General features: G+C 61.2%; 8 protein-coding genes. 2 read left to right on the top strand and 6 right to left on the bottom strand.

Annotation, left to right across the window (positions count from 1 at the left end):
- Nucleotides 1–19: 19 nt before the first annotated feature.
- A complete protein-coding gene (locus tag LBK75_04385; protein ID MDR1157529.1) occupies nucleotides 20–1,423 on the bottom strand; it encodes an MBOAT family protein in 1,404 nt (467 codons plus the stop codon).
- Nucleotides 1,424–1,491: 68 nt separating this feature from the next.
- The gene (locus tag LBK75_04380) at nucleotides 1,492–2,289 is read right to left on the bottom strand and encodes a WecB/TagA/CpsF family glycosyltransferase (protein ID MDR1157528.1); all 798 of its coding nucleotides are present in this window, start codon (nucleotides 2,287–2,289) and stop codon (nucleotides 1,492–1,494) included.
- Between the two features lie 191 nt (nucleotides 2,290–2,480).
- Between LBK75_04380 and LBK75_04375 the strand changes: the two genes are divergently transcribed.
- Together LBK75_04375 and LBK75_04370 are read left to right on the top strand one after the other, a co-directional pair.
- Nucleotides 2,481–3,728, top strand: a complete 1,248-nt coding sequence (locus LBK75_04375) for a serine hydroxymethyltransferase (protein MDR1157527.1) — start codon at nucleotides 2,481–2,483, stop codon at nucleotides 3,726–3,728.
- Nucleotides 3,721–5,004: a replication-associated recombination protein A gene (locus LBK75_04370; protein ID MDR1157526.1), complete on the top strand. Its 1,284-nt coding sequence runs from the start codon at nucleotides 3,721–3,723 to the stop codon at nucleotides 5,002–5,004. The genes LBK75_04375 and LBK75_04370 overlap by 8 nt, the downstream gene beginning before the upstream one ends.
- Before the next feature lie 105 nt (nucleotides 5,005–5,109).
- On the opposite strand, the gene LBK75_04365 is transcribed toward LBK75_04370, so the two are convergent.
- From LBK75_04365 to LBK75_04350, 4 genes are all read right to left on the bottom strand, one after another.
- A complete protein-coding gene (locus tag LBK75_04365) occupies nucleotides 5,110–12,930 on the bottom strand; it encodes an InlB B-repeat-containing protein (GenBank protein MDR1157525.1) in 7,821 nt (2,606 codons plus the stop codon).
- Between the two features lie 161 nt (nucleotides 12,931–13,091).
- A complete protein-coding gene (locus LBK75_04360) occupies nucleotides 13,092–16,976 on the bottom strand; it encodes an Ig-like domain-containing protein (GenBank protein ID MDR1157524.1) in 3,885 nt (1,294 codons plus the stop codon).
- A gap of 68 nt (nucleotides 16,977–17,044) precedes the next feature.
- Nucleotides 17,045–20,200, bottom strand: coding sequence for a hypothetical protein (locus tag LBK75_04355; protein ID MDR1157523.1), 3,156 nt, complete (start codon nucleotides 20,198–20,200; stop codon nucleotides 17,045–17,047).
- Nucleotides 20,201–20,400: 200 nt separating this feature from the next.
- Nucleotides 20,401–21,522: an S-layer homology domain-containing protein gene (locus tag LBK75_04350; GenBank protein MDR1157522.1), complete on the bottom strand. Its 1,122-nt coding sequence runs from the start codon at nucleotides 21,520–21,522 to the stop codon at nucleotides 20,401–20,403.
- Nucleotides 21,523–21,582 lie beyond the last annotated feature (60 nt).

Here is a 21,582-nt window from a genome sequence, read left to right as displayed (position 1 = left end):
TCTGTGACGCGGCGCCGCGTCAAAAGCGGAAATACAAAAATGGGTTGTAGCTGGCGCCCACCAGAGAGGCCGTACACAGGAAGAGCATGCCCGCGTGACCGGCGAGGAACACGGCCGTACAGGCCGCACGGGGCAGGGCAGTCTGTGCGTACACACGTACCTTGCCGACGGCCCACACGCCGAGCGGCGTCGAGGCGACGGCGCACAGCACAAGCAGCGGCAGGTTGTTGAGCAGGAGGATGCGCGCGCGCGCGTCAAACGGGACGCCGCCCCCAAAGAGCACCTTCACAAAGGCGAAGGCCCGCGACAAGTCGGTGAAATAAAACAGCACCCACCCGAGCACCACCAACAGGAAGGTATACGCCGCGGCGCCCCACTTCAGCTTCCGCAAGACACCCTGCAGGCAATACTTTTCGAGCAGCAGCAACGCTCCGAAATAGAGACCCCACAGCACAAAATTCCAACTCGCGCCGTGCCACAGGCCGGTCAGAAACCAGACAATCAAGATGTTGCGCATCTGCCGCCGCCGGTTGCCGCCCAACGGGATGTAGAGATAATCGCGAAAGAAGGTGCCAAGCGAGATATGCCACCGCCGCCAGAACTCCGTGATGGACCGGGCGATGTACGGATGGCGAAAATTCTCCCCATAGCGAAAACCGAAGAACCGGCCGAGGCCGATCGCCATGTCGGAATACCCGGAAAAATCGAAATAGATCTGAAAAGTAAAGCATAAGATGCCGATCCACGCCTCGACGCACGAGAGACCCGCCAGATCGGCGGTGAGGATGCTCTCCGCCGTGGCGCCCGCAAAATTTGCAATCAGGACCTTTTTGCCGAGGCCCGTCATGAACCGTGTAAGGCCGGCCGCCATGTCCGGCAATGTGGTGGTCCGCTCGTCGATCTGTTCCGCAATCTCGCTGTACCGCACGATAGGGCCGGCGATGAGCTGCGGAAACAGCGACACAAACAGCAAAAAATTCATGAAACTGTGCTGCACCTTGACGTTGTTCCGGTATACGTCGATCGTGTAAGACATCGTCTGGAAGGTGTAAAACGAGATGCCAATCGGCAACGTCAGCCCGACCACCGGCGCCTCGATGCGGGCGACCCAACCGAACACGCTGAGGAAGAAATCGAGATATTTAAAGGTAAACAACAGCCCAAGATTGATGACTATCGAAGCCACCAGGGCGGCCTTGGCCTGCCATGCACCGCGGTGGGCGTCGATGATCTTGCTGTTTACGTAATCCACCAGCGCCGAGAACACAAGCAAGACGACCCAAAGCGGTTCGCCCCAGGCATAAAATATCATCGAACTGAGGCACAGAGCGATGTTCCTCCCCCGCTGCTTCGGCACGGTGAAATAGATGAGGGCACAGAGCGGAAAAAAGATATATAAAAAAATGAGACTCGAAAAGACCATCTCGCTCGGTTCCCTCCCCGGCCGCCCAAAGCGGCGCCTCTGCGGCGGCCCCTGCCCGGACCGCGGATTCATTGTCTCTTTTCTCTCCTGTGGGCGCGCCACGCAGTCCACAAAAAGACGGGCAGCTTCAGCATGCGCCACAACCGCCTCGGCTGACACAACAACCGATAAAGCCACTCCAGCCCCAAGCGGATCCACAGCGTCGGCGCACGCCGCACGCGGCCCGCCCACACATCCAGCGTGCCGCCGAGCCCCACCAGCAGCCGCGCCCCGGTGGCGGCGGCGTGCGCGCGCATCCACAGTTCTTGCTTCGGTGCGCCGAGACAGACGAAGACGACATCCGCCCCGACCGCTCGGACTGCGGCCGCCGCGTCCTCGTCCCGCGTGAAATATCCGTCCTGCGTGCCGCAGATCACAAGCCCCGCGTGCCGCGCGGCGGCGCGGCGCGCCGCCTCCTCGGCCACGCCGGGCGCGGCGCCGAGGAAAAATAACCGGCGCCCCCGCGCGGCCAGCGCCGGCAGCAGCGCCTCGGCAAAATCGATGCCAGCCATGCGCGCGCGCAGCGGCCGCTCCAAAATCCGGGATGCAATTCCGACGCCTACGCCGTCTGGCAATATGAGATCGGCGGCGCGCACCGCCTCCCGCGCCGCCGCGTCGCGGCGGCACATCATCACGATCTCGGCGTTTGGCGTCACGATCAGGCGCGCGCCGCCGTCGGGCGTCTCATCATCCAGAAAGAAGAGCGCACGGGCCCGCGCCTCATCTATGGTCACATTGTCGAACTCGATCCCCAGGATCTCGCAACGCACGTCCTCTCCCCACTTCCCCGGTGCGGTCGTCACGGTAAACATCACATATTGTATCACACCCGACCTCCTTTGGCAATCCTTCCGAAAAGAAAAGCGCGGCCGGCGGACAGCAGCGGCGGGTTTTCTGACAAAACCTGTTGTCAGATGCGGCCAAATCCGCTATAATACCTCTTAGATTGGCCGCTCGGATTCGCCGGCGGCGCGGTACATCAAAAGGGATGCGATTCCCAACCGAAAGGAGTCTGCACATGGTCAGACAAAACATCGAGTTTATCACCCGGCACGATCCGGAGGTGGGGCGCGCCGTCGGCCTGGAGTGTGACCGTCAGCGCCGGAACATCGAGCTCATCGCCTCAGAAAACTTTGTGAGCCCCGCCGTCATGGCTGCCATGGGAACGCCGCTGACCAACAAGTACGCGGAGGGGTACCCCGGCAAGCGGTACTACGGCGGCTGCGAATGTGTCGATATTGCCGAAAACATTGCCATCGAACGGGCCAAACAGCTCTTTGGGGCGCAGTTTGCCAACGTGCAGCCGCACTCGGGCGCCCAGGCCAACGCCGCCGTCTATTTCGCGTTGGTACAGCCAGGCGACACGGTGCTGGCCATGAGTCTGGCCCACGGCGGCCACCTGACGCACGGAAGCCCTGTGAACATCTCGGGCGCCTATTACCACATCGTCCCCTACGGAGTGGACGACGTCACCCACCGCATCGACTACGACAAACTGCGCGCGCTGGCACAGGCCCATAAACCGAAGATGATCCTGGCCGGCGCGTCGGCCTACCCGCGCACCATTGACTTCGCCGCTTTCGGTGAGATCGCCCGCGAAGTGGGCGCCTATCTCTTCGTCGACATGGCGCACATCGCCGGGCTGGTCGCGGCCGGGCTGCACCCCGACCCCATGCCCCATGCCCACGTGGTGACAACGACGACGCACAAAACCCTGCGCGGCCCACGCGGCGGTCTCATCCTGTGCAACGACCCCGACATCGCCAAAAAGATCAACAAGGCCGTATTTCCGGGCACGCAGGGCGGTCCGCTCATGCACATCATCGCCTCCAAAGCGGTGGCGCTGGGTGAGGCGCTGCTGCCGTCGTTTAAGGTGCACCAGCAGCAGATCATCAAAAACGCACAGGCGATGGCGGAGGCCCTTCTTGAGACCGGTTTCCAGCTCGTCTCCGGCGGCACCGACAACCACCTCATGTTGGTGGATCTGCGTCCGGTGGATCTCACCGGCAAGGAGATGCAGCGCCGGCTGGACGAGGTCTATATCACAGTCAACAAAAACGCGATCCCCGGCGACCCCCAGAGCCCGCTGGTGACGAGCGGCATTCGGGTGGGCGTGCCCGCCGCCACCACCCGCGGTTTCACAGAGGCGGACATGCGCGTCGTCGCGCGGCTCATCCACCGGGCGGCCGTCGACTTCGAGGGCGCCGCCGCCGAGATCCGCGCGGAGGTCGGCGCGCTGTGCGCCCAGCACCCCCTCTATGAATAGCCCCGCACGGCCGCTGGCCGATGAGATACGCCCCTCCACATTGGACGATGTGGTGGGGCAGTCCCATATATTGGGAAATAAGGGGCTGCTGCGCCGGATCATCGACAGTGGTCTGATTCCCAACATGATCTTTTACGGCCCCTCTGGCACCGGCAAGACCACGGTGGCCTCCATCATTGCCGCGCGCACGAACCGCACGCTGCACAAACTCAACGCCACCACGGCCGGCACGGCCGACATCAAGGAGATCATCGCCAGCCTGGGAACGCTGCTGGCGCCCGGCGGCGTACTGCTGTACCTGGACGAGATCCAGTATTTCAACAAAAAACAGCAGCAGTCGCTGCTGGAATTCATCGAAAATGGGCTCATCACACTCATCGCTTCCACGACGGAAAATCCCTATTTTTATGTTTACAACGCCATTTTAAGCCGTTCCACGATCTTTGAGTTCAAACCCGTCGGCGCCGCGGACGTCCGTCTGGCTCTCCGGCGGGCGGTGGCGCTGGCGGCAGAGCGGGCGGGGCGCCCGATCGCGTGTCCGGATGAGGTGGAGGCGTATCTGGCGGCCGCCTGCGGCGGCGACGTGCGCAAGGCCGTCGGCGCGGTGGAGCTTCTGGCAAAGGCCACGCCGCTCTCCGAAGGCGCCGCCGTCTTCTCTTTGACGGACGCCGAGGTGGTGGCTCAGCGCTCGGCCATGCGCTACGACCGCGACGGAGATGTCCACTATGACGTCCTGTCGGCGTTTCAAAAATCCATTCGCGGCTCCGACCCCGACGCGGCGGTGCACTATTTGGCGCGGCTGCTGGCCGCCGGCGATCTGCCGTCCGTCTGCCGCCGACTGCTCGTCACGGCGGCGGAGGACATCGGCTTGGCCCACCCACAGGCGATTGTCGTCGTCAAGTCCTGTGTGGACGCGGCGCTTCAGGTCGGGCTGCCCGAGGCACAGCTGCCGCTGGCCGAGGCGGTGATCCTGCTGGCCACCGCACCCAAGTCGAACGCCGCCGCCTCGGCCATCGGGCGCGCCATGGCCGACGTACAGGCCGGCCGCGTCGGCGACGTGCCCCCCCACCTGAAAGACAGCCACTACAAAGGCGCGCAAAAACTGGGCCGGGGACTCACTTACCAATATCCGCACGACTTCCCCCACCACTACGTCCCCCAGCAGTACCTGCCGGATGAGATAAAGGACGCGCGCTACTACGAGTACGGCCCCAACAAAACCGAACAGACCGCCCGCCGTTACTGGGATGAGATCAAAACAGACGCAAAGGGATAAGTGGGATAAGTGAACCGGCAAGCAGGGGATCCGGCGCCGCGAAAGCGGCGCCGGATCCCCTGCTGTTTTCACACAATATGAATTTCATGAACTTTCAGTACGCGCTTAGTGCAGTTTTTTAGGTTCGCACAAAGGTTCGTAGCTGTCAATATCCCAGAAGAACGCCCTGACCTCCGCGGCGCTGGTGAAGTCGAACGCAAGATCATAGCTGCCTGTGCCTTCTGCAACCGGCAGTACCTTGACATTGATCAACTCGTTGCGCTCGCCGAACGCGGCCAGTACAAGATTGGCGTCTTTCTTGGCTGATATCTTCGCCGATGCAATCACGTTGCCCGAGATACTGCTGTCGAGGATCATGTAGTCCTCAAAGGACGCGCCGTCGAACGTATGCCGCCAGGGCATCATCGCGTCAAGACCGCCGTAGTATCGGTCGAATGTCGCGACATATGGGTTTAAGTAGAGATGATTTCGCAGTGTCGCCGACATTTCCGTCCCGAAGAACACCATCTTGGCGAACGCCACGACGTTTTCGCACTGAGCCTGTTTAACGGAATGGCCGCCGCCCGCGCGGTGCACGTCCAGCGCGATGTTCTGCGGCACGCCCAAGAATTCGAACACGGGTTTCGCGCCCTCGTATCCGGTGGCGTCGCCTTCGGGCTGGTTGTGGTGGTCGTCGTTGATACTGCTGATGATGACGGCCCTCGGTGCGATCGCGGCGATGATCTCGTGATGGTCGTACGGCAGACGCCCGCCGTAACCGAACGGCGTGTCACGCTTGTAATTCTTATCGAAATCCAGGAAACGCCACAGCATCGAGTTTGCGTTGTTGCCGAAGTTGTTGATGTGCTCCGGCAGGATTTCGCAGTCGGCAGCGTTTAGCGCCGCCGGGTTTGTAAAGATCCCGCTGTAGTTGTTGTTAAACGCGTCGTACCTGTAGACGCCCGCGCCGCCGCTGCCGGAGGCTATTGGGTTTACAACCTTGAACCGCTCGTCGTACAGGCCGGCGAGAAGCGCGGCCTTGCCGGTGCGCGAGAATCCCGCGACAACCAGCTTATCCATGTCGAACCTTCCGGCGTAAGCCGCGTTGTTCGCCATGATATAATCCAGGGCGTCCGCGCAGCGCGAGGCTCCCCACGCCCATGTCAGCTCGGAACCGGCGTCCGCTTCAGCCCACGGATACAGTGTGAAGAACGGGCCGGTGCGCGTGTTCAGCGTGTCGCTGGCTATCGTGTCGTATTGGATACGCATCAGCGCGAAACCTTGGCTGACGCTGGCGTCGCGGTACGCATTGTAACCGGAGTACGTGCCGCTGAAATCGAGAAAAACGATGACCGGGAACGGCCCCGCGCCCTGCGGCAGCGTTATCGTCGCGTCGAGCGTCGCGTTCCTGCCGTTGTCGGTGATATTGATCGGGATGTTAAAGCGGTTGGACTCACCAACCACCGCAGTGCCGACGGTCGCCGTCAGGCTCTGCGGCGGGGCCGGCCAATCACCGAACTCGTAGTAGGACATCAGGTCCTTAAGCTCGGCACTGCGTGCTTTCCAATCCGACGGCGCTTCCACAGGGCTGCCGTCGAAGAACTCGAATGGGTTTGGCATGTAGCCTATGGTCGGCAGATCCTTCGGATTCGGGAACTTGCCCTCGTTTGGCAGGTTCAGTATCGCGTTGCGAAGGCGTTCGGCAGCCGCGTCGGTATCGAGGTATGTGGCCGACGAATCGGCGATGACGGCTTTGGCCTGGGCGACTGCCGCGTCGAGCTCGATTTGTCCCTGCGGGAACTTGCCGCGCGGGAACTGGTACATGTTCACAGGGACAGTTCCTGTCGTTTCTATGCGCTTTATATACTCGCTTATCCAGTATTTATCGGGCTTGCGCGGGTCGGTTCCGTTGTAGCCCTCCAACACTGCGCTGCCCCATGTCGAAACGTCGACCAGGTCTGCGCCGTCGGTTCTGTGCCAGAATACCCTGTGCTGGCGGGCGGTCTGGGTCGAGGTCATGTCGTTGATGCCGATGTCGAAACCGAAATTGGCGCCGTTTACCTTTGGAAGTCCACCGAGCGCAAGCGCAAGCTCGACGTTATAACCCGTGGGGGTAATGCGTGCCGCGGAACTGACAAGGCGCTGGTTAAACGTGCCGCCCCGGGGCCCGGTGCCGCTGACCGTGCCGTTGCTTGCTACGCGGATAAGGTAATCTTCAGCCCAAGCGCTGCTGACACCGTTTTCTGTGTTGTCGTGCATTTTGCGCCCGGCCGGGTCTTTCATCAGCTTGTCGTTGTCGAAATCGATATAGAACTCGACGCCGTCTGTATTTACCCCGGTGCCTGCCGTACGTACGCTCGCGTCCGTGACCTCAACGAGGATATACATATTCGCGCCGTCCCAAACCGCCCTGGCGACGCCGGTCGTCGTGCAGTCGGGGGCGTCGGCTGTCGCGGCCGCGCTACGCTTCTTAGAGACATCGACCGGGATCGCGTTGTCATAAACCGCCTCGGCGTTCGCATCGACCGTGACCGATTCCGTGGTGAACTGAACCGGCAATTCGTCTCTTGGCCAAGCGTAGTCCGTCATCACAACGTTATGAACCGCTGTGGTCTGGTTGAGGTTGGAAGCGGCCCACGTGCCGTTCTGGGCAGTGATGTTGATATAATAAAAATTCTCGGTTGCCGCGAGGGTTACATTGGCGGTGAAGTTATACCCGCTGGCTGTCGGGGTGACGGTCGCGGTTGCGTAACTGGTCTTGCTCCTTCCGGTGAACACCCTGATCGTCGGGGTCGTGCTTGAGGCGGTCTCAAGCTTGCCCGACACCATGTAGGCTGTGCCGGATCTCTTCATAATGGCGACGCTGTTGTTGCCGTATGTCAACGTGTCCTTGAGGTCGGCCGACACACCGCCGCCGCTGAGCTTGACGTTCGCTATCTTCATTGGGATCGAGTTCACGATAGTCGGGGTGCCGCTCGGATTTGCGGCGGTCGTCGTACCTACGTTGATAAGCTCCCAGCCGGATAAGCTCTCAACGGTGCTGGCCCCGACGCCCCTGAACGTAGAATTCTTGATGTGCACGCCGTTGATCGGCGCGCGGGTGTACGCGGTCATCCTGACGAAGTTTGTGCAGCCGATGCTGGCGCCTGCCGGCGTCGTGAAGTCGCTGATATAGATATTATTGAGACGCGGCGTGTACTTTCCGAGATCTCCCACCCTGTCCTGGTTGTTGCCGGACGTGTAGGACGATTCGATATACAGCACCGCGTCGGAGGACCTGGATATGGTGCTGTTGCGCTCATAGATGTTTTCGATGGTGGCTCCGCGGAAGGAGTTCACCTTGAACCTGAGGGCATACCCAAGGCTCGGACTGCTGAAAGCGCACCGCTCGGCGAAGACCCACCTGATACCGCCGGATATCTCGCTCCCGCACGTGACGCCACCGTGACCGTTCGCGAACGCACAGTCCCTGACGATGATGTACTGGCTCGGCTCGTTTCTTCTCAGGCCGTCGCCGTTCTTAAAGCTCTTGATGGCGATGCAGTCGTCGCCGGTCGCGAACGAGACGTTCTGGATGATAACAAACTGTGTGGATACCGGATTCACTCCGTCGCCGTTGCCGATGCCAACAGCGTTGATGTCCAGCCCGTCAACCAGCACGTTGCTGCAGCTCACCGGGGCGACGTTCCACATCGGGGTGCCTCTTAAGGCCACATCGCGGAGAATGATGTTCTCACAAGCGTATGGCTGGATGAAACACGGACGCAGACCGATCCTGTTGTTCACCGCCCCCGCCGGCAGCGCGACATATTTCACTTCATCGCCGTCGATAACCGGGATCGTAGCGGGCATCTGACCGGCGGTGGGTCCGGCTGAATCGGTATAGATGCGCTTGACGACCGGTACGGCGCGGTCGGAATCCTTGTTGAGCGCCATTTTGTCGCCTGTCCTCGTGCTCCAGCCGCCCGAGTACTGAGCGTCCAGCGTGCCTTCGCCGGTAACCGCGATGTTCTTCTGCTTCAGAGCGTAGATAGGCGGGGAATAGTTGTAGAGTTCCTGCCCCTCGAAGCTTTGCAGCACGATCGGATAGTATTCCTGCGAGATAATCCTCAGGAACCTCACCGTCGCGCCTTGCTCAACGACAAGGTTGACGTTGCTCAAGAGGTGAATCGCGCCGGTGTAGTAAACAACATTGTCCCCGCCAGGCACGATGACCTTCGCGCCGGTGCCGACCGCGTTGGCGTCGGCGATGGCCGCCTTGAACACGTTCGTGTAATCCTGGCGGTCCGTGCCGCCCTCGTTCGCGGTGCGGATAAGGTCCGCGTACTTGGCGTCGGTGATCTTGAACTCGGGGATACCCGAGGCCTCGAGGAACAGAGGTACGTTGTCCATTACGGTATCCTCGACATACGCGTACATCTCGTCGTCCCAGTATGGGTCGGCCTTGTCAGCCGTCGGTGAGACGACGGGAGCGTCGGGTATCGCGCGAAGCGTCCTGTCAACGACGACCGACGTACCGTCGCTCGTTGCACTCACGGGAGTGATGTCATTTCCATCAAGGCCGATGCCCTGAATCGTGAACTCAACCGCGCCGTCGATGCCGCCGTGGTTTACGCTGCGCTCCGGCTCGGCCGTGCCGTATGTGGTGTCCGAACCGGTGGTGTGGTCGCTGAAGTTGACCTTGAAGGTCGCCTCATATCTGTTCGGGGCGATCTCCTCGTAGAACGAGACTGCCTCGGCAGCTTCCCTGCCGCCGATCCTGAAGTTGACGATCGGCTTCGTCATCGGGAACAGCTTCTCTGTCACGTCAAACCTGAGCTTGATGGTGTCGCCGATAGGCGCGGTGGTCACGCTGCCGATCTTCACCCCGTTTTCGGACGTGATGCTGACGTTTTTGATCTCGGTAACGGGCGTCGTGAAGGTGTCATATCGGGGTATCCACGGCTCGGCGTACAGCGTATCGCTTGAGGTGCTGTATTGATTGACACCGAGTACGTTAAACACGTTGTAATCGTCCGCCTGGGCCTGGGTAAGCTGAAGCGCCTGCCGCGTGGCGTTTAATGTGAGAAGAGTTCCCGCCGCGTTTACGCTCCCGTATTCACGCAGGCGCTGGCTAAGCGGGGTCCCGCCTCCGGTGCCGTTCGTAAAGCCGTTCGCGGTTGTGGTGGCTGTTACGGTGTTGTTTTTAAGCAGCGCCGATCCGCCGACGGTGTACCTTTCCGCCGGTTCTTTCGCATTTTGGTTCCACTGCCATGCCCGGCCCAAAGAAGCGCTACTGCCGCCGCCGGTGATCGTGCATTTCTCGATCAGTATGCCGTAAGGGATCCGGACGTCGGTAGACGGAGCCGCCATGCAACCGCCGGTGGTTTTGATATTGATCGTGCTGTTATAGATCACGGCCTGGCCGTTGCCGAATATAAAGTCGGTTGAGCCATGGATTTCCGAGTTGACGACATACGCTCTGCAATCGTGTACCAGGAACGTATCGCTGCTCGGGGCGTCCAGCCTGATGTTATCGGCGATACACCTGTCGGCGTTGAAGAACAGCGCCACGGTCTGCCCCACATTGGTACCGGCGGTGTTGGTGACTGCGCAATTTTTGATAACGGAACCCTCGGAGCCGGGGAAGAACCCGACCGAATACGAACCCATCGTGCCATAACTGCCGTTCGGCTCGGGGCCGGCCGGGCCGCCTGGACGAATGCTCGGATACAGATACTCCTTGTCGCGCTCGGTCTCGGTATCGTCCGGGCGGAACGGGGTCCTGTTGCCGTCTGTCCATGTAATGATTGTCGCGTCGTCGCCCGTACCCCTTCCCGCGCCGCTGATCGTGACCGGGAACCTGATAGTCAATTTCTCGGTGAACGTACCGGGTCCGACGTCGATCGTCCGGTTCGGGAGATCGTTGTCGCGGAGGAAATTATACGCTTCTTTGATTGTCGTGAAATCGCCCGAGCCGTCCTTGCGCACAAGGACTTCTTTTTGGGCGGTAGGCGGCTCGGCCCAAAGCGCGTACAGCGTCAGGGCGTCGCCCGACGCCACGACAGTGCCGGCTGAATATCTCGTGCCGCCGGTCGGCAGCGTGCCCCAGCCGCCGAATTTCTTGGATGGGTCGCCGGGCTCGGGGTCCGCCGGAAGCGCGCCCAGCACCGTGCCGACAGCCACGAACCTGCTCGGCGCCGACCCCGTGCCGCCGTTTACATCGAAGTTGACCTGTCTCGCCCACATTGCGTTCAGCGTTACGGCCGCGTTGCCCATCGTGAAGGACGTCGTGCCGCCCGAACTGTAAGCGGGCGCGCCGTTAACGGCCGGGGCGGGGCTCCAGCCGAGGAAGTTGTTGCCCGCTTTGGCCGGCGCGGGCGCAAACGCCACGTCAACGGTCGATCCGATCGCGTAATCGGCGGCGGCCGGTACGCCCGCGCCGCCGTTGGCGTTGTAAGAAACGGCGTAAGGCCCGTTCCAGATCGCGTACAGCGTCAACGCGTCGCCGGCTGTGACGGTCGTCGTCTCGGTATATGGCGTATCGCCAGCCGCCGACGCCGACCAGCCCCCAAACTGGCTGAGGCCTTTCGTGCCCGCTGAAGCTGGGAGCGCGCCTATCTGCGTACCGACCGTGACATACCGCTCCGGGGGCGTTACGTCGCCGCCGTTCGCGTCAAAGACGACCCTGCGCTCCCACATGGCGTTGAGCGTTCTCGATCCCCTGGGCATCGGGAACGTGGCCGTGCCTCCCGGCGCATACGCAGGCGCGCCGGTTGTGGCGGGGTCAAAACTCCAGCCCAAGAAGTTGTTGCCGGCCTTTGTCGGCGCGGGTGTGAAAGCTACATTGACGGTTTCGTCCTCGTCATACTGCACCGTCGCCGGAACCGGACCAACCCCGCCGTTGGCGCTGTAAATGAGGTTATACGGGCCGGTCGCCGACTCAACCTCTACCGCCAGCGGCGGCTTGTTCAGATATTTGCCATCCGAAGGGAAGATTGTGCCTTCCGTCGAGTTCTCGGCGATTATGTAATACGTCGCGCCACCGGCCGAGTTGCCGACCGTATATGTCGCCGTCTCCGAAGTGCCTACCAGGGTTCCGAGCGGGCTTTCGACGCGGTAACGGTTCGCGCCTGTTACCGCGTTCCATGTCAGCACTACGTCGTTTTCGCTGAAGCTGAATCCGCCGTTCGTCGGCGTCGCGAGGGATTCGGTCTGCCACAGTGTGGATTCCTGCGCCGTCCCGGGTTTTTGCAGGATACGCGAACTGGTGAATTCAACCGTCATCCTGCCGACCCACAGCCCGATCCAGATGTTCGGGGTATACGTTATCGCGACGTCGTTTTTGTCGGCGGACGCGTTCGGCGTCGTCATCGTTGATACGCCGTTCGTGTCGACATCCACCGACACAGGGGTTAATCCGGGGTTGGTCGCTCCCATTGTAAACGGGTTCGTGGCCGAACCCGAATCGGCTCCGCTCGAAGTACGCCGGTGCGTCTGGTAATTATACCCGCCAGGGGCGTCGGTTGAGTACCGAAGGTACGACGCGGCGTAGGCTACACTGGCCGAATTGCTGTTGTCACGAACCATAACGCCAGCGCCGGCGTTGCCGCTTTGGGCGGTCATCCTTACATACGTCGAAACCTTATAAGGGCCGTCAGCCCTGACGACTTGTGTGCCGATAAAATGCAATACATCGCCCACGGTGTTCGAAAGCGGCATACGCCCGTAAGAAGTCGTGCCGCTGACTATGGTCCCTGCGGTGTTGATTGAAATACTTCCGGTACCGCCGGGCGCGCCGGATGTCGGAAGAACGACGGCGGTGCCGACGTTTGTCGCGGATGGGGCCGCGCCGGTATTGACCGTCCTTCCCGCCGCAAATACAAGTCCCCCGCTCGATGCAAACATCATAATCACGGCAAGTGCCAACGCCAATACGGGCTTCGCGTTCTTGTAGATCATTTTCATCAGCTGTCACTCCTAAAAATGTTTAATGGCCGACATTCCAAAGCGGTTTGGGAGGCGGACGCTACCGCTCCGCGGCGGCGTCGCCGTGAACGTCGGCTGTCCGCCTCCCAAACAATTTGCGGCGCCGTGAAGCGGCATCACCGCTGACACGGCCTTGGGGTTTAGTACGGATAAAGCGGGTACAGCGTATTGAAACTGTTGTAGCTCTTGTAATAGGGATGTACGTCCTCGCTGAGATAGTACGGATACATCTCCTCTCTGGTTTTGCCTTTCTCCTGCAGTCTCACGAATTCATCCGGGCACTCATCGTGGAAACGAATGCGCGTCGTGACAGCGGCCTCAGCCGCCGTGCCGTACGTCCACACCACACGGTTTGTATTGCTTGTCCCCGCCAGCGCCGATACGTCCGTGTCGTAAATGTCAAAGTTGTCCGCCACATGGATGCACGCTTGGTTGCTGGCGCTGGTGTTCGTGACCCGCCCTGTGAGGCTGCAGCCCTTCATGATGACGTCCTGCACGTATCCCAGCGGACGGACGACCGTTTCGGTGACCCGACTGTCTTCACGGAGGATGGTCGTCTCGGTACCCAGCCCGGTCGTTGCATCGAACCCCGACGGCAGCGGCGTCCCGCGGAAGCCAAAACCTCTGCCGTTGGTTCCGTAGCCATGGCAGTTTTCAAAGAGCAAACGCCGCATAACCGGGACCGTACGCGCCGGCACGGAAGTGGAACTGCTGTACCGGTATTCCATCAGGATCACGTTGGCGTCTATGCCCGTCATCCATGCGTCCTTGAAGTCGATGTTCTCGAACAGCCCGCCTCTGGCCCACATGCTCTTGATCCAGAGTCCGTGCAGCGAAACATTCTTCATGGTCAAGTTTTGGAACAGGATGTCGTGGGCGCCGCCGGCGTTCTCGCTGCCGATGGCCAGGCCGCCGTCGGAGTTTTGCACATGACAGTCGGTCACGCGGATGTACGCCAGCGGTTTGTGCAGATCGAAACCCTGCCCGTTGCGGCCGGACTTCATGGCCATCGCGTCGTCACCCGCGGAGAAGAGGCAGCGGAACACATTGAAGTTTCTTGAAGAATCCGGGTCGATGCCATCGCCGTTGATGATGCAGGACCGTGACCCGCTGTTGCCGGCGGTCCCGTATTCGCTCACAAGTTCAGGCACGAGCTGGGAGGGCCGAGACTTGCCGGAGGTGACAAGACCGGTTCCGGAACCGATCACCAGACAGTGGTCGAAGGTGACTTTGTCGCTGTAGATCAAATGCGTGATCCACGAGGGGCTCCAGGCAATGCCCACGTCGGCCACATACAGACCCTGTACGTTGTGCGACGTGAACGCTCGGCCGCGCACTCTGCTGCTGTTGGTGCGGGTGTTGTTCCTGTCGAGCTCCGTGTAGCTCAGCCGCAGGCCGTTGGCGTTGATCTGACCCTTGCCGCAGACCACGACGTTGGAGACGTTGAACGGACCATAGGCGCTGTTGTCGCCTTCATCATAGGCGCCGACGGTGATAAGACTGGCATGGGCTCTCTCGTTTGGCTGTTTGGGGTTCGCGGTGTTGTCGACGACATAACCCTTGTCCACTTTGCGCCAGCCTTCCCAGCGGGTGTTCATCTTCGGGTAGTCCTTCCCCTCGATGGACCCGATGAGAATGCCGTCCACCTTGAACGTCATGTCGCTCTTTAAGAAGAGCGCGCCCGACCAGAAGACATACCCCTCCGGCAGGTAGACCATGCCGTCCTTCGGGCAATCGTTGACGGCCCTTTGAATGGCGTAGGTGTCGGTGACCTTTCCGTTCCCCACGGCGTTGTACGGCGCCTTGGTCACGTCCAAAACGGCTGTGTAATCCGGCTTTGTGGTCACGTCGATGCTCTGCGCGCGCGCCACCTCGCCGTTTGTTTTGACGGCTTCTACTGTGAAGGTGTACGCGGTGCCGGGCGCAAGCCCCTTCACGGTATAGCCCAGGGTCCCCACCGTGTCGCGGAGCTCGCCGTTCACATAAACCCTGTACGCGTCAAACTCGGCGGCGTACAGCAGAGAGGAGCGATTCCAGAGCAGACCCACCGAGCGGGGCGTGGTCGCTTCGGCTGGCGCGACTATGTTGCGCAGGTACGCCGAGCCCGCGGGCGCGCTCACCGTCACGATGCAGGACGCCGTCGGATACCGGTCGATGATCTCCGCAAGCTTCGCCGAAAATACGTCTGAATCCGCTATTTCCTGCGCATCTAGGAGACTGGGTGTCAGCGGATCGCCGACCACAAAGCGCTTCGGTACGGCTATGATCTCGGTCGTCCCGGGGGCGTAGGCCTTTACAATGCCGTCCAGACTCACGGAGGCGACGTGCGTATCGGTGCTCACCCAAAACAGAGACGGATCGGTCGTGTCTTCGGGCGTCACCGTGGCGGAGAGCGTCACAACGGCGTCCACTTCCAGGGAAAGCGCGGTTTTGTCGAGCGCGACCTGGGCGGCGTCCACCACACCGGCGGTCACGGTGATTGGGCACGTGGCGGCCACAGACCCGCACCGGGCGGTGATCACGGCCGTGCCGGGCCCCACGGCGGTCAGATTGCCCACGGGGGCGTTGAAGATGGTCGTATCCGGGGCCTCTTCCACCTTGACCACATCCGGGTTGCTGGAACTCCAAGTGATGGTTTGAAAGGTCGTATTGGCGGGCACCACCACGGCCGTGAGAGACGACGTGCTGTCGACGGGCAGGCTGAGACGCGCCCGGTTGAGATTCACCGAGATCGGCTCGACGGGCACGCCTGTGACCGTCACCGCGCAGTCGGCTTTGAACCCGCCGTCGATCGAGGTCGCCGTGATCGTGGCTGTGCCGCTGGCATACGCCGTCACCTTACCGGTATCGTCCACATCGGCGACGGCCGCGTTGCTCGTCGACCAGGAAACACTCCGCTCGGACACACCGGCGACCTCGGCGGTCAGACGGGCCGCCTCTCCCCACTGAAGGGCGAGACTCGACTGGTCGAGGGAAATGCCGGAAGCGCCGCTTTCGCCGACGATCACACGGCATTGCGCCGTGCGGGCGACAATCTGGTCGGAGACGACCGTAATCACGGCTTCGCCGGGCGCCACGGCGGTAACGGTTCCGGTCTGGTTCACCGCGGCCACATTTTCATCGGAACTCGTCCAAGTTTGGGTGTTCTGCACCGCGCTGAAACCGGCGTTGAGATTGTAGGCGTTGACCGGATACAGGGTGGGCGTCAAATCGGCGCTGGCGCCGGGCGCGAGCTGCAAAAAATCGGCGTTTAGCGTCACATAGCGCACCGTGGCGCGGTCGTAGTTGTCAATGCAGGAGACCTGGCACACGGCGGCGTCTCCGTTCGCCAGCGCCGCGACGACGTTTGCGAAACCGGTTCTGACAGCTTTGATCCGCCCCGTTTGACTCACTTTGACGATTTCGGGATCTGTGGAAGCCCAGACGACTTTGGCGCCCGGCGCCAGCGACGCGTCTATCGTGGCCTCAAGATCGAAGAAATCGCCGTTGTCCAACATACTGGCCGGCGTCCGGCCGCCCACCACCAGCGGGTACGTTTCCCAGTTCAGCGAAACAGCCGAAACGTCGTCGGGCGCCCAGTTTACCGACACGGCGGGCGCGAGCGGAACACAGTCCGCTTCCCAGCAAAACGCTTTGTACGCATACGCACTGTCGGGATACTCCGTGGCGTCCACCGTGTACTCGTAGGTGCCGATTCCCCCCGCTTTCGCGACAAAGTCGTCACCGATCTCCGTGTGCGCGAGCCGGCCGTCTTTGTATATCGCCAGTATAAAAAGGCCGCTCACTTCCTCTAAGGAACCGTTTATCAGCGACAAGACGATCAAGCCGTCTTGGACTGTCGATCGAAATACGACGTCCTTTCCGGCGGGCGCCTCGTCGGCGTAAGCCGCCAAGGCGTCGTCGGCGGCTGTCACGGACCCGGCCGCAGAAGCAGCCAACCCCGCCGGGCCCAGCGCTGCCAACAACGACAGTACCAGCAGCGCCGTCACGGCGCGTTTCGCGGTCTGTTTGATAAGCTTCAACACAGTCTCAATCCTTTCCTCGATATTTGGGGTTCTCCAATCATGTGACCGTTCACAGCGATCAGCAGCCATCAAAGGGCTTGAATGTATCTCAGGATGTCGATGAAATCCTTCGTATTGATGACGCCGCTGCCGTCCAGATCCGCCGCTTTGATGTCGTTCCAATTGTCATCGCCCACGGCGCTCATATACCAGAGCTGCGCCGTCGAGAGATCCGCGAGTGTGACGCGGCCGTCTCCGTTGAAATCGTACCTGTCCTTTTCTTTGACATCCGTGGGGATCTCCCCGGCACCCGCCGTGTCTACATCGATATCATCGGCGCCGGACTTGTCCGAACGGTAGGAGGCCGCTTCCACACCCGTGATCTTCACATCCGCTCTGCCCGAGGACTTTGCCGTGAAGTGGAATGTCAGCAGCGGCTGCGCGTCGTCTCCCGTCAGCCCCTCCGTGTTGTAGAGAACGACGGTATCCTCCTGTCTCTCCAAAATCTCAAAACCGCTGTGTGACTCCAAGCGGTCCAGGCTGAGGACCTCTTCGTTGTACGTGAAGCGCACCCGCACCGTCGCCAAGTTTTTCACATGGGCCAAAGACAGCGTATAGACCGACGCCAGGCCGACCGCACCGTTCTCCGGCCCTGTGAACGAGGCGACGGCCGTGGGAAATTCCTCGAAGTTTTTCAGCGTCAGGCCGGCGATTGCGTCGTTCAACGCCGCCGCCACCGCCAGGATCTCACTGAGATTCGCGTGGGGAGACAGCGCCCCGGCCGCCGCCTGCGCCTGCGCGAGAGCCGCCCACGACGCCGCGGTGTAGAGAGCCGAGTTGCGGTACGCCGCCGCCGCGGCCACCGCGCGGTCGAGCGCCGTCCAGGCCTCTTTGACGTCGTCTATGCTCGCGGCCGTCAGCGCCGTGTCGTAGGTGCGCATGACCTTGCTGCCGCCGTCCGCAAAATTGCCCACGCTGATGCCATAGGCCTCGCCGAACACAATTCCCTCAAGTGCATAGGTGATCTGCGTGCCCTCTTCGTTCCACTCCGGATCGACGGCGGCCGCGCCGCCAGACAGGGTGACCCGTCCGGTTCCGGCCGTGTTCATAGCACGGTCGAACTGGATGGTCAGCCACTCGCCGCGGAAAGAGAGCCCCTTCACCGCAGGCCTGAGCGAGAAATACCGGAAGTCCTGATCCTCCGTATACAGTGCGTTGCGCACAACCGCCTCAAGCCGGGTCGCCGTCCCAAGGTTTGCGTTGGCGGACAGCCGGACCTTGTACAGGTCGTCGCCCAGGCTTGTCACAACACCGTTTCCGTTGAGACTCACGGCCGACCCGAGGCCGGACCCCACGCTCAGGTACGCCTGATACGCCGCCCGCGACGTGCCGGCGATGGTCCCGGCGATGTTGGACGCTTTGGAGCGCACGACGGCGTACACCGCGTGGCTGCCTGTGATGCCCACGAGCTGCGCGGCGTCTGTGACGCTGGTGTCGTCGACAATGATGTCCACGATCTCGACGCTCTGTTCCGGAGAGACATACGGTTCTCCGTTGATCGTGACGTTTTCGAAACGGATGCCCCGCCCGCAGATGATGTCGTTCAATGCCGTGTTGTTGGTCGCCGGGGCATTGCTGAAGCCGTTAAAATTGCAATCTTTTATGTTTACGTTTTCCACCGGGCAGTACCCGTACTGCCGCGCGTAAAGGAACTGGGCGGCGGCGATGCTGGCGACGCCCGGCGCCGTGTTGTAGTTGGAGACATAGATGTTCTCCACTTTGGGCGTTCTCGTCCCGGCGTCATTTTCCTCGTAGTAGAAGGTGCAGTGGATCGGCGCCGTGCCGATTTGGCGGATCACCGAGTCCTTCATGTACACATCTTTCAGGTACCCGCCGCGCACCGAGTTTGTCTTGATGCGCAGGCCCTGGGCCAGATTGGCCGAATTGAAGACGTTGTTGTGGGCAAACACATACTGAATGCCGCCGGACATCTCCGAGCCGGCCGTCACCGCGCCGTGCCCGTCCCGCATCTCGTTGTTGCGGACGATGACGCCCGTCGTCGGCCGGTTCCACTCCGTGTATCCGTCGTTGTTGCGCCCCGACTTGATGGCAATGCAGTCATCGCCCGTGTTAAACACGTTGTCCTCGATGATCACATTGGTGCTGGATTCCGGGTTGCAGCCATCGTTGTTGCCCAGGTGAGAGTTGATGTCCGTGCCCCTGATCATGACGTTTTCGCTGAGCAGCGGATGGATCTCCCACATCGGCGAATTGATCAGGTTAAAGTCCGCTATCAACACATTTTTGCACCCGTACGGCTCGATAAAACTGGGTCGCAGCGTGTTGGCCGGCCTGAGAATCGGGTCCGCCGTGCCGGGGTTCAAGTCGGCGTAGTTTCTCTCCTCAATGGGCGCCCACTCCTCCACCATCTTGATGAGGTGGTCGCGCGCCGTCATCGCCGTTCCGTCCGACCACTGCACCGTCCGGTAGGCGGCGGTGCTTCCCTGCTGCATTGGGATCGTGTTGGTTGCCGTCCCATCCCAGAACGAAGTGCCCGCCGTTTTCCAGGGAAGCCAGTTGTAACGGTCCGCCTGGCCGTTTAGGACCGAGCGCGTGTCCTCATTGCCGTTCCCGGACCCCGTGACGGCGATGTTGTTCACTTGGTAGGCATAGATCAGCGGAGAGAACCCCATCAGGTCCATGCCCTCAAAGCGCGTCTTCACCTGCGGATAGAATTCATAGGTCTTGGTTCTGACGAATTTGATCTCCGCCCCGTCGTCCATGTGCAGCCGGATGTTGTCTCCCGTGATCCGGATCGCGCCGGTGGCAAAAGATCCTCTCGGCACCACCACGGTGCCGCCGCCCTGGGCTTTCACATCCGCGATGGCCGCGGCGAACACGGCGGTGTAGTCCACGATCGATTGGTCCGCGCGGATCGCCTGGCTCGCGTACCCGGGCCGCGCCACATAGTACTCCTCGTTGTTCGCCTTGATGTAGCTGTTAAACTTGGGATCGAGGATGCTGACGGAGTACTCGAATGTGCCGTCCACCGTCTGGTAGATATACTTTCCGCCCGCGTCCAGCACTTTGGGGACATTGTTCATGACAGCCGTTTCGATGCTGTCATAACGCGCCTGGTCCCAATACGGGTCGTCCCCAGTTTCAGGCGCCGCCACGGCCGCCACCGCCCCCGCGGACACGAGGAGCGCTGCGGCCAGCATCAGTGATAGAGTCCTCTTCTTCATGTGTTTTCCTCCTTTTCATTGCATAAAATAGCCTTCAAAATGAATTTTTACATACAAAAAGCCAACCCTGTCTATCTCCCCGAGATGCAAGGCCGCTTCTGCATTCGACGACGGGACCCCCTGCACACGGGACACGTCATCCTTTGCGCGTGTGATGCGTCTCTGTCTCAAAGTTCAATTACAGCACAAAAATACCCAGATTATGGAGAAAGTCTGCCACAGGCCGCGAGCGAGCGATAGACGACGACGGCCGCCTGTGCCCGTGTGGACAGATTTTGGGGCCGGAAGGTACCGTCTCCCATACCCCTGATGACGTCGGCCCGGCACAGTTTGACAATCGACGGTCTCGCGTACTCGGCGGCCGTCTCAATGTCTGGCAGCGTGACCTCCGCGCTCTGCGTCAGTGTGGCTTCCAGATACGTAAGCGTCCTGTCGGCAATGACCGCCATCTGCTCTCGGGTGATGTTGGCGTCTGGCCGGAAGCTGCCGTCCGGGTACCCCTTGAGGATCCCGAGCGAAGAGAGCTTCGTCACATCGGCCCAGTACCAGTCCGTCTCGCCCACGTCGTGAAACTGCACGGGCGTATCGGCGCCGACGAGATCAAAGGCCTGACCCACAAAGCGGGCAAATTGCGCCCGCGTCACCATGGCGCCCGGCGCGAAGCGCCCGTTCCCCATGCCGAGGATGCCCTTGTAGGTGGCCAGATACTCCACCGCCTCCCGCGCCCATTCGGCCTCCGTCAAATCGTCGAAGGTGACTGTCTCCGGCGCAGCCAGCGGCGCGGGCAGCTCTTCCACGTCGACGGACACGGGGCCGGATGAGCTGCTCCCGCCGGGGAAATTGCTCAAGGAATCCGGGGTCGCCGGGCGCGTGACGGGCACGACGACCGGCGTGTCGTCGTCCGTGCCGGTCAGATTCTGCCCCGCCGCGTCAAATTGATACCGCGTTGTCTTCCTGATCGTGACGCTCTGGGGCGCCGTGTCCGAATATTGAAACACCAGGGAACCGAAAAGAACCTCCCCGGCGACCGGCGTGAACGCGTTGGAGCCCAAAAATATCCCCGCGTAAATCACGCCGTCTTTCACTGTGTTTACAGACCTGGCCTCCCGATACGTAGCGGAGACCTCGACGTCCTTAAACGTCAACCCTTCTGTGCAGACCACCGCCACCTCCGCGCCGGCCAGCGCGGTCGCGGTGGACACCGTCACCGGAATCCTCACTTCCGTCACGTCCGCCGGCACTTCGACGGCGAGAACCTGCACGGCGGAAAACGCCGCAAACAATACCGCGCACAGAAGAGCCGCACTTTTCTTACCTTTCATACTCATCATCTTACTCCTCGACTCGCGCCCCCCGGGCCCCTCCTTGGCGGAAAGGGCCCG

The sequence above is a fragment of the Oscillospiraceae bacterium genome, assembly GCA_031265355.1.
Classification (GTDB): Bacteria; Bacillota; Clostridia; order Oscillospirales; family UBA929; genus JAIRTA01.
Note: the sequence above shows the minus strand (reverse complement) of the source record. Positions and strands in the feature narration are given on the sequence as shown.

What these genes read in the sequence shown, in the direction of transcription:
- LBK75_04385 (MDR1157529.1), bottom strand. Translation starts at nt 1,423, where the DNA reads ATGGTCTTTTCGAGTCTCATTTTTTTATATATCTTTTTTCCGCTCTGT.
- LBK75_04370 (MDR1157526.1), top strand. Translation starts at nt 3,721, where the DNA reads ATGAATAGCCCCGCACGGCCGCTGGCCGATGAGATACGCCCCTCCACA.
- LBK75_04350 (MDR1157522.1), bottom strand. Translation starts at nt 21,522, where the DNA reads ATGAAAGGTAAGAAAAGTGCGGCTCTTCTGTGCGCGGTATTGTTTGCG.
- LBK75_04355 (MDR1157523.1), bottom strand. Translation starts at nt 20,200, where the DNA reads ATGAAGAAGAGGACTCTATCACTGATGCTGGCCGCAGCGCTCCTCGTG.
- LBK75_04375 (MDR1157527.1), top strand. Translation starts at nt 2,481, where the DNA reads ATGGTCAGACAAAACATCGAGTTTATCACCCGGCACGATCCGGAGGTG.
- LBK75_04365 (MDR1157525.1), bottom strand. Translation starts at nt 12,930, where the DNA reads ATGAAAATGATCTACAAGAACGCGAAGCCCGTATTGGCGTTGGCACTT.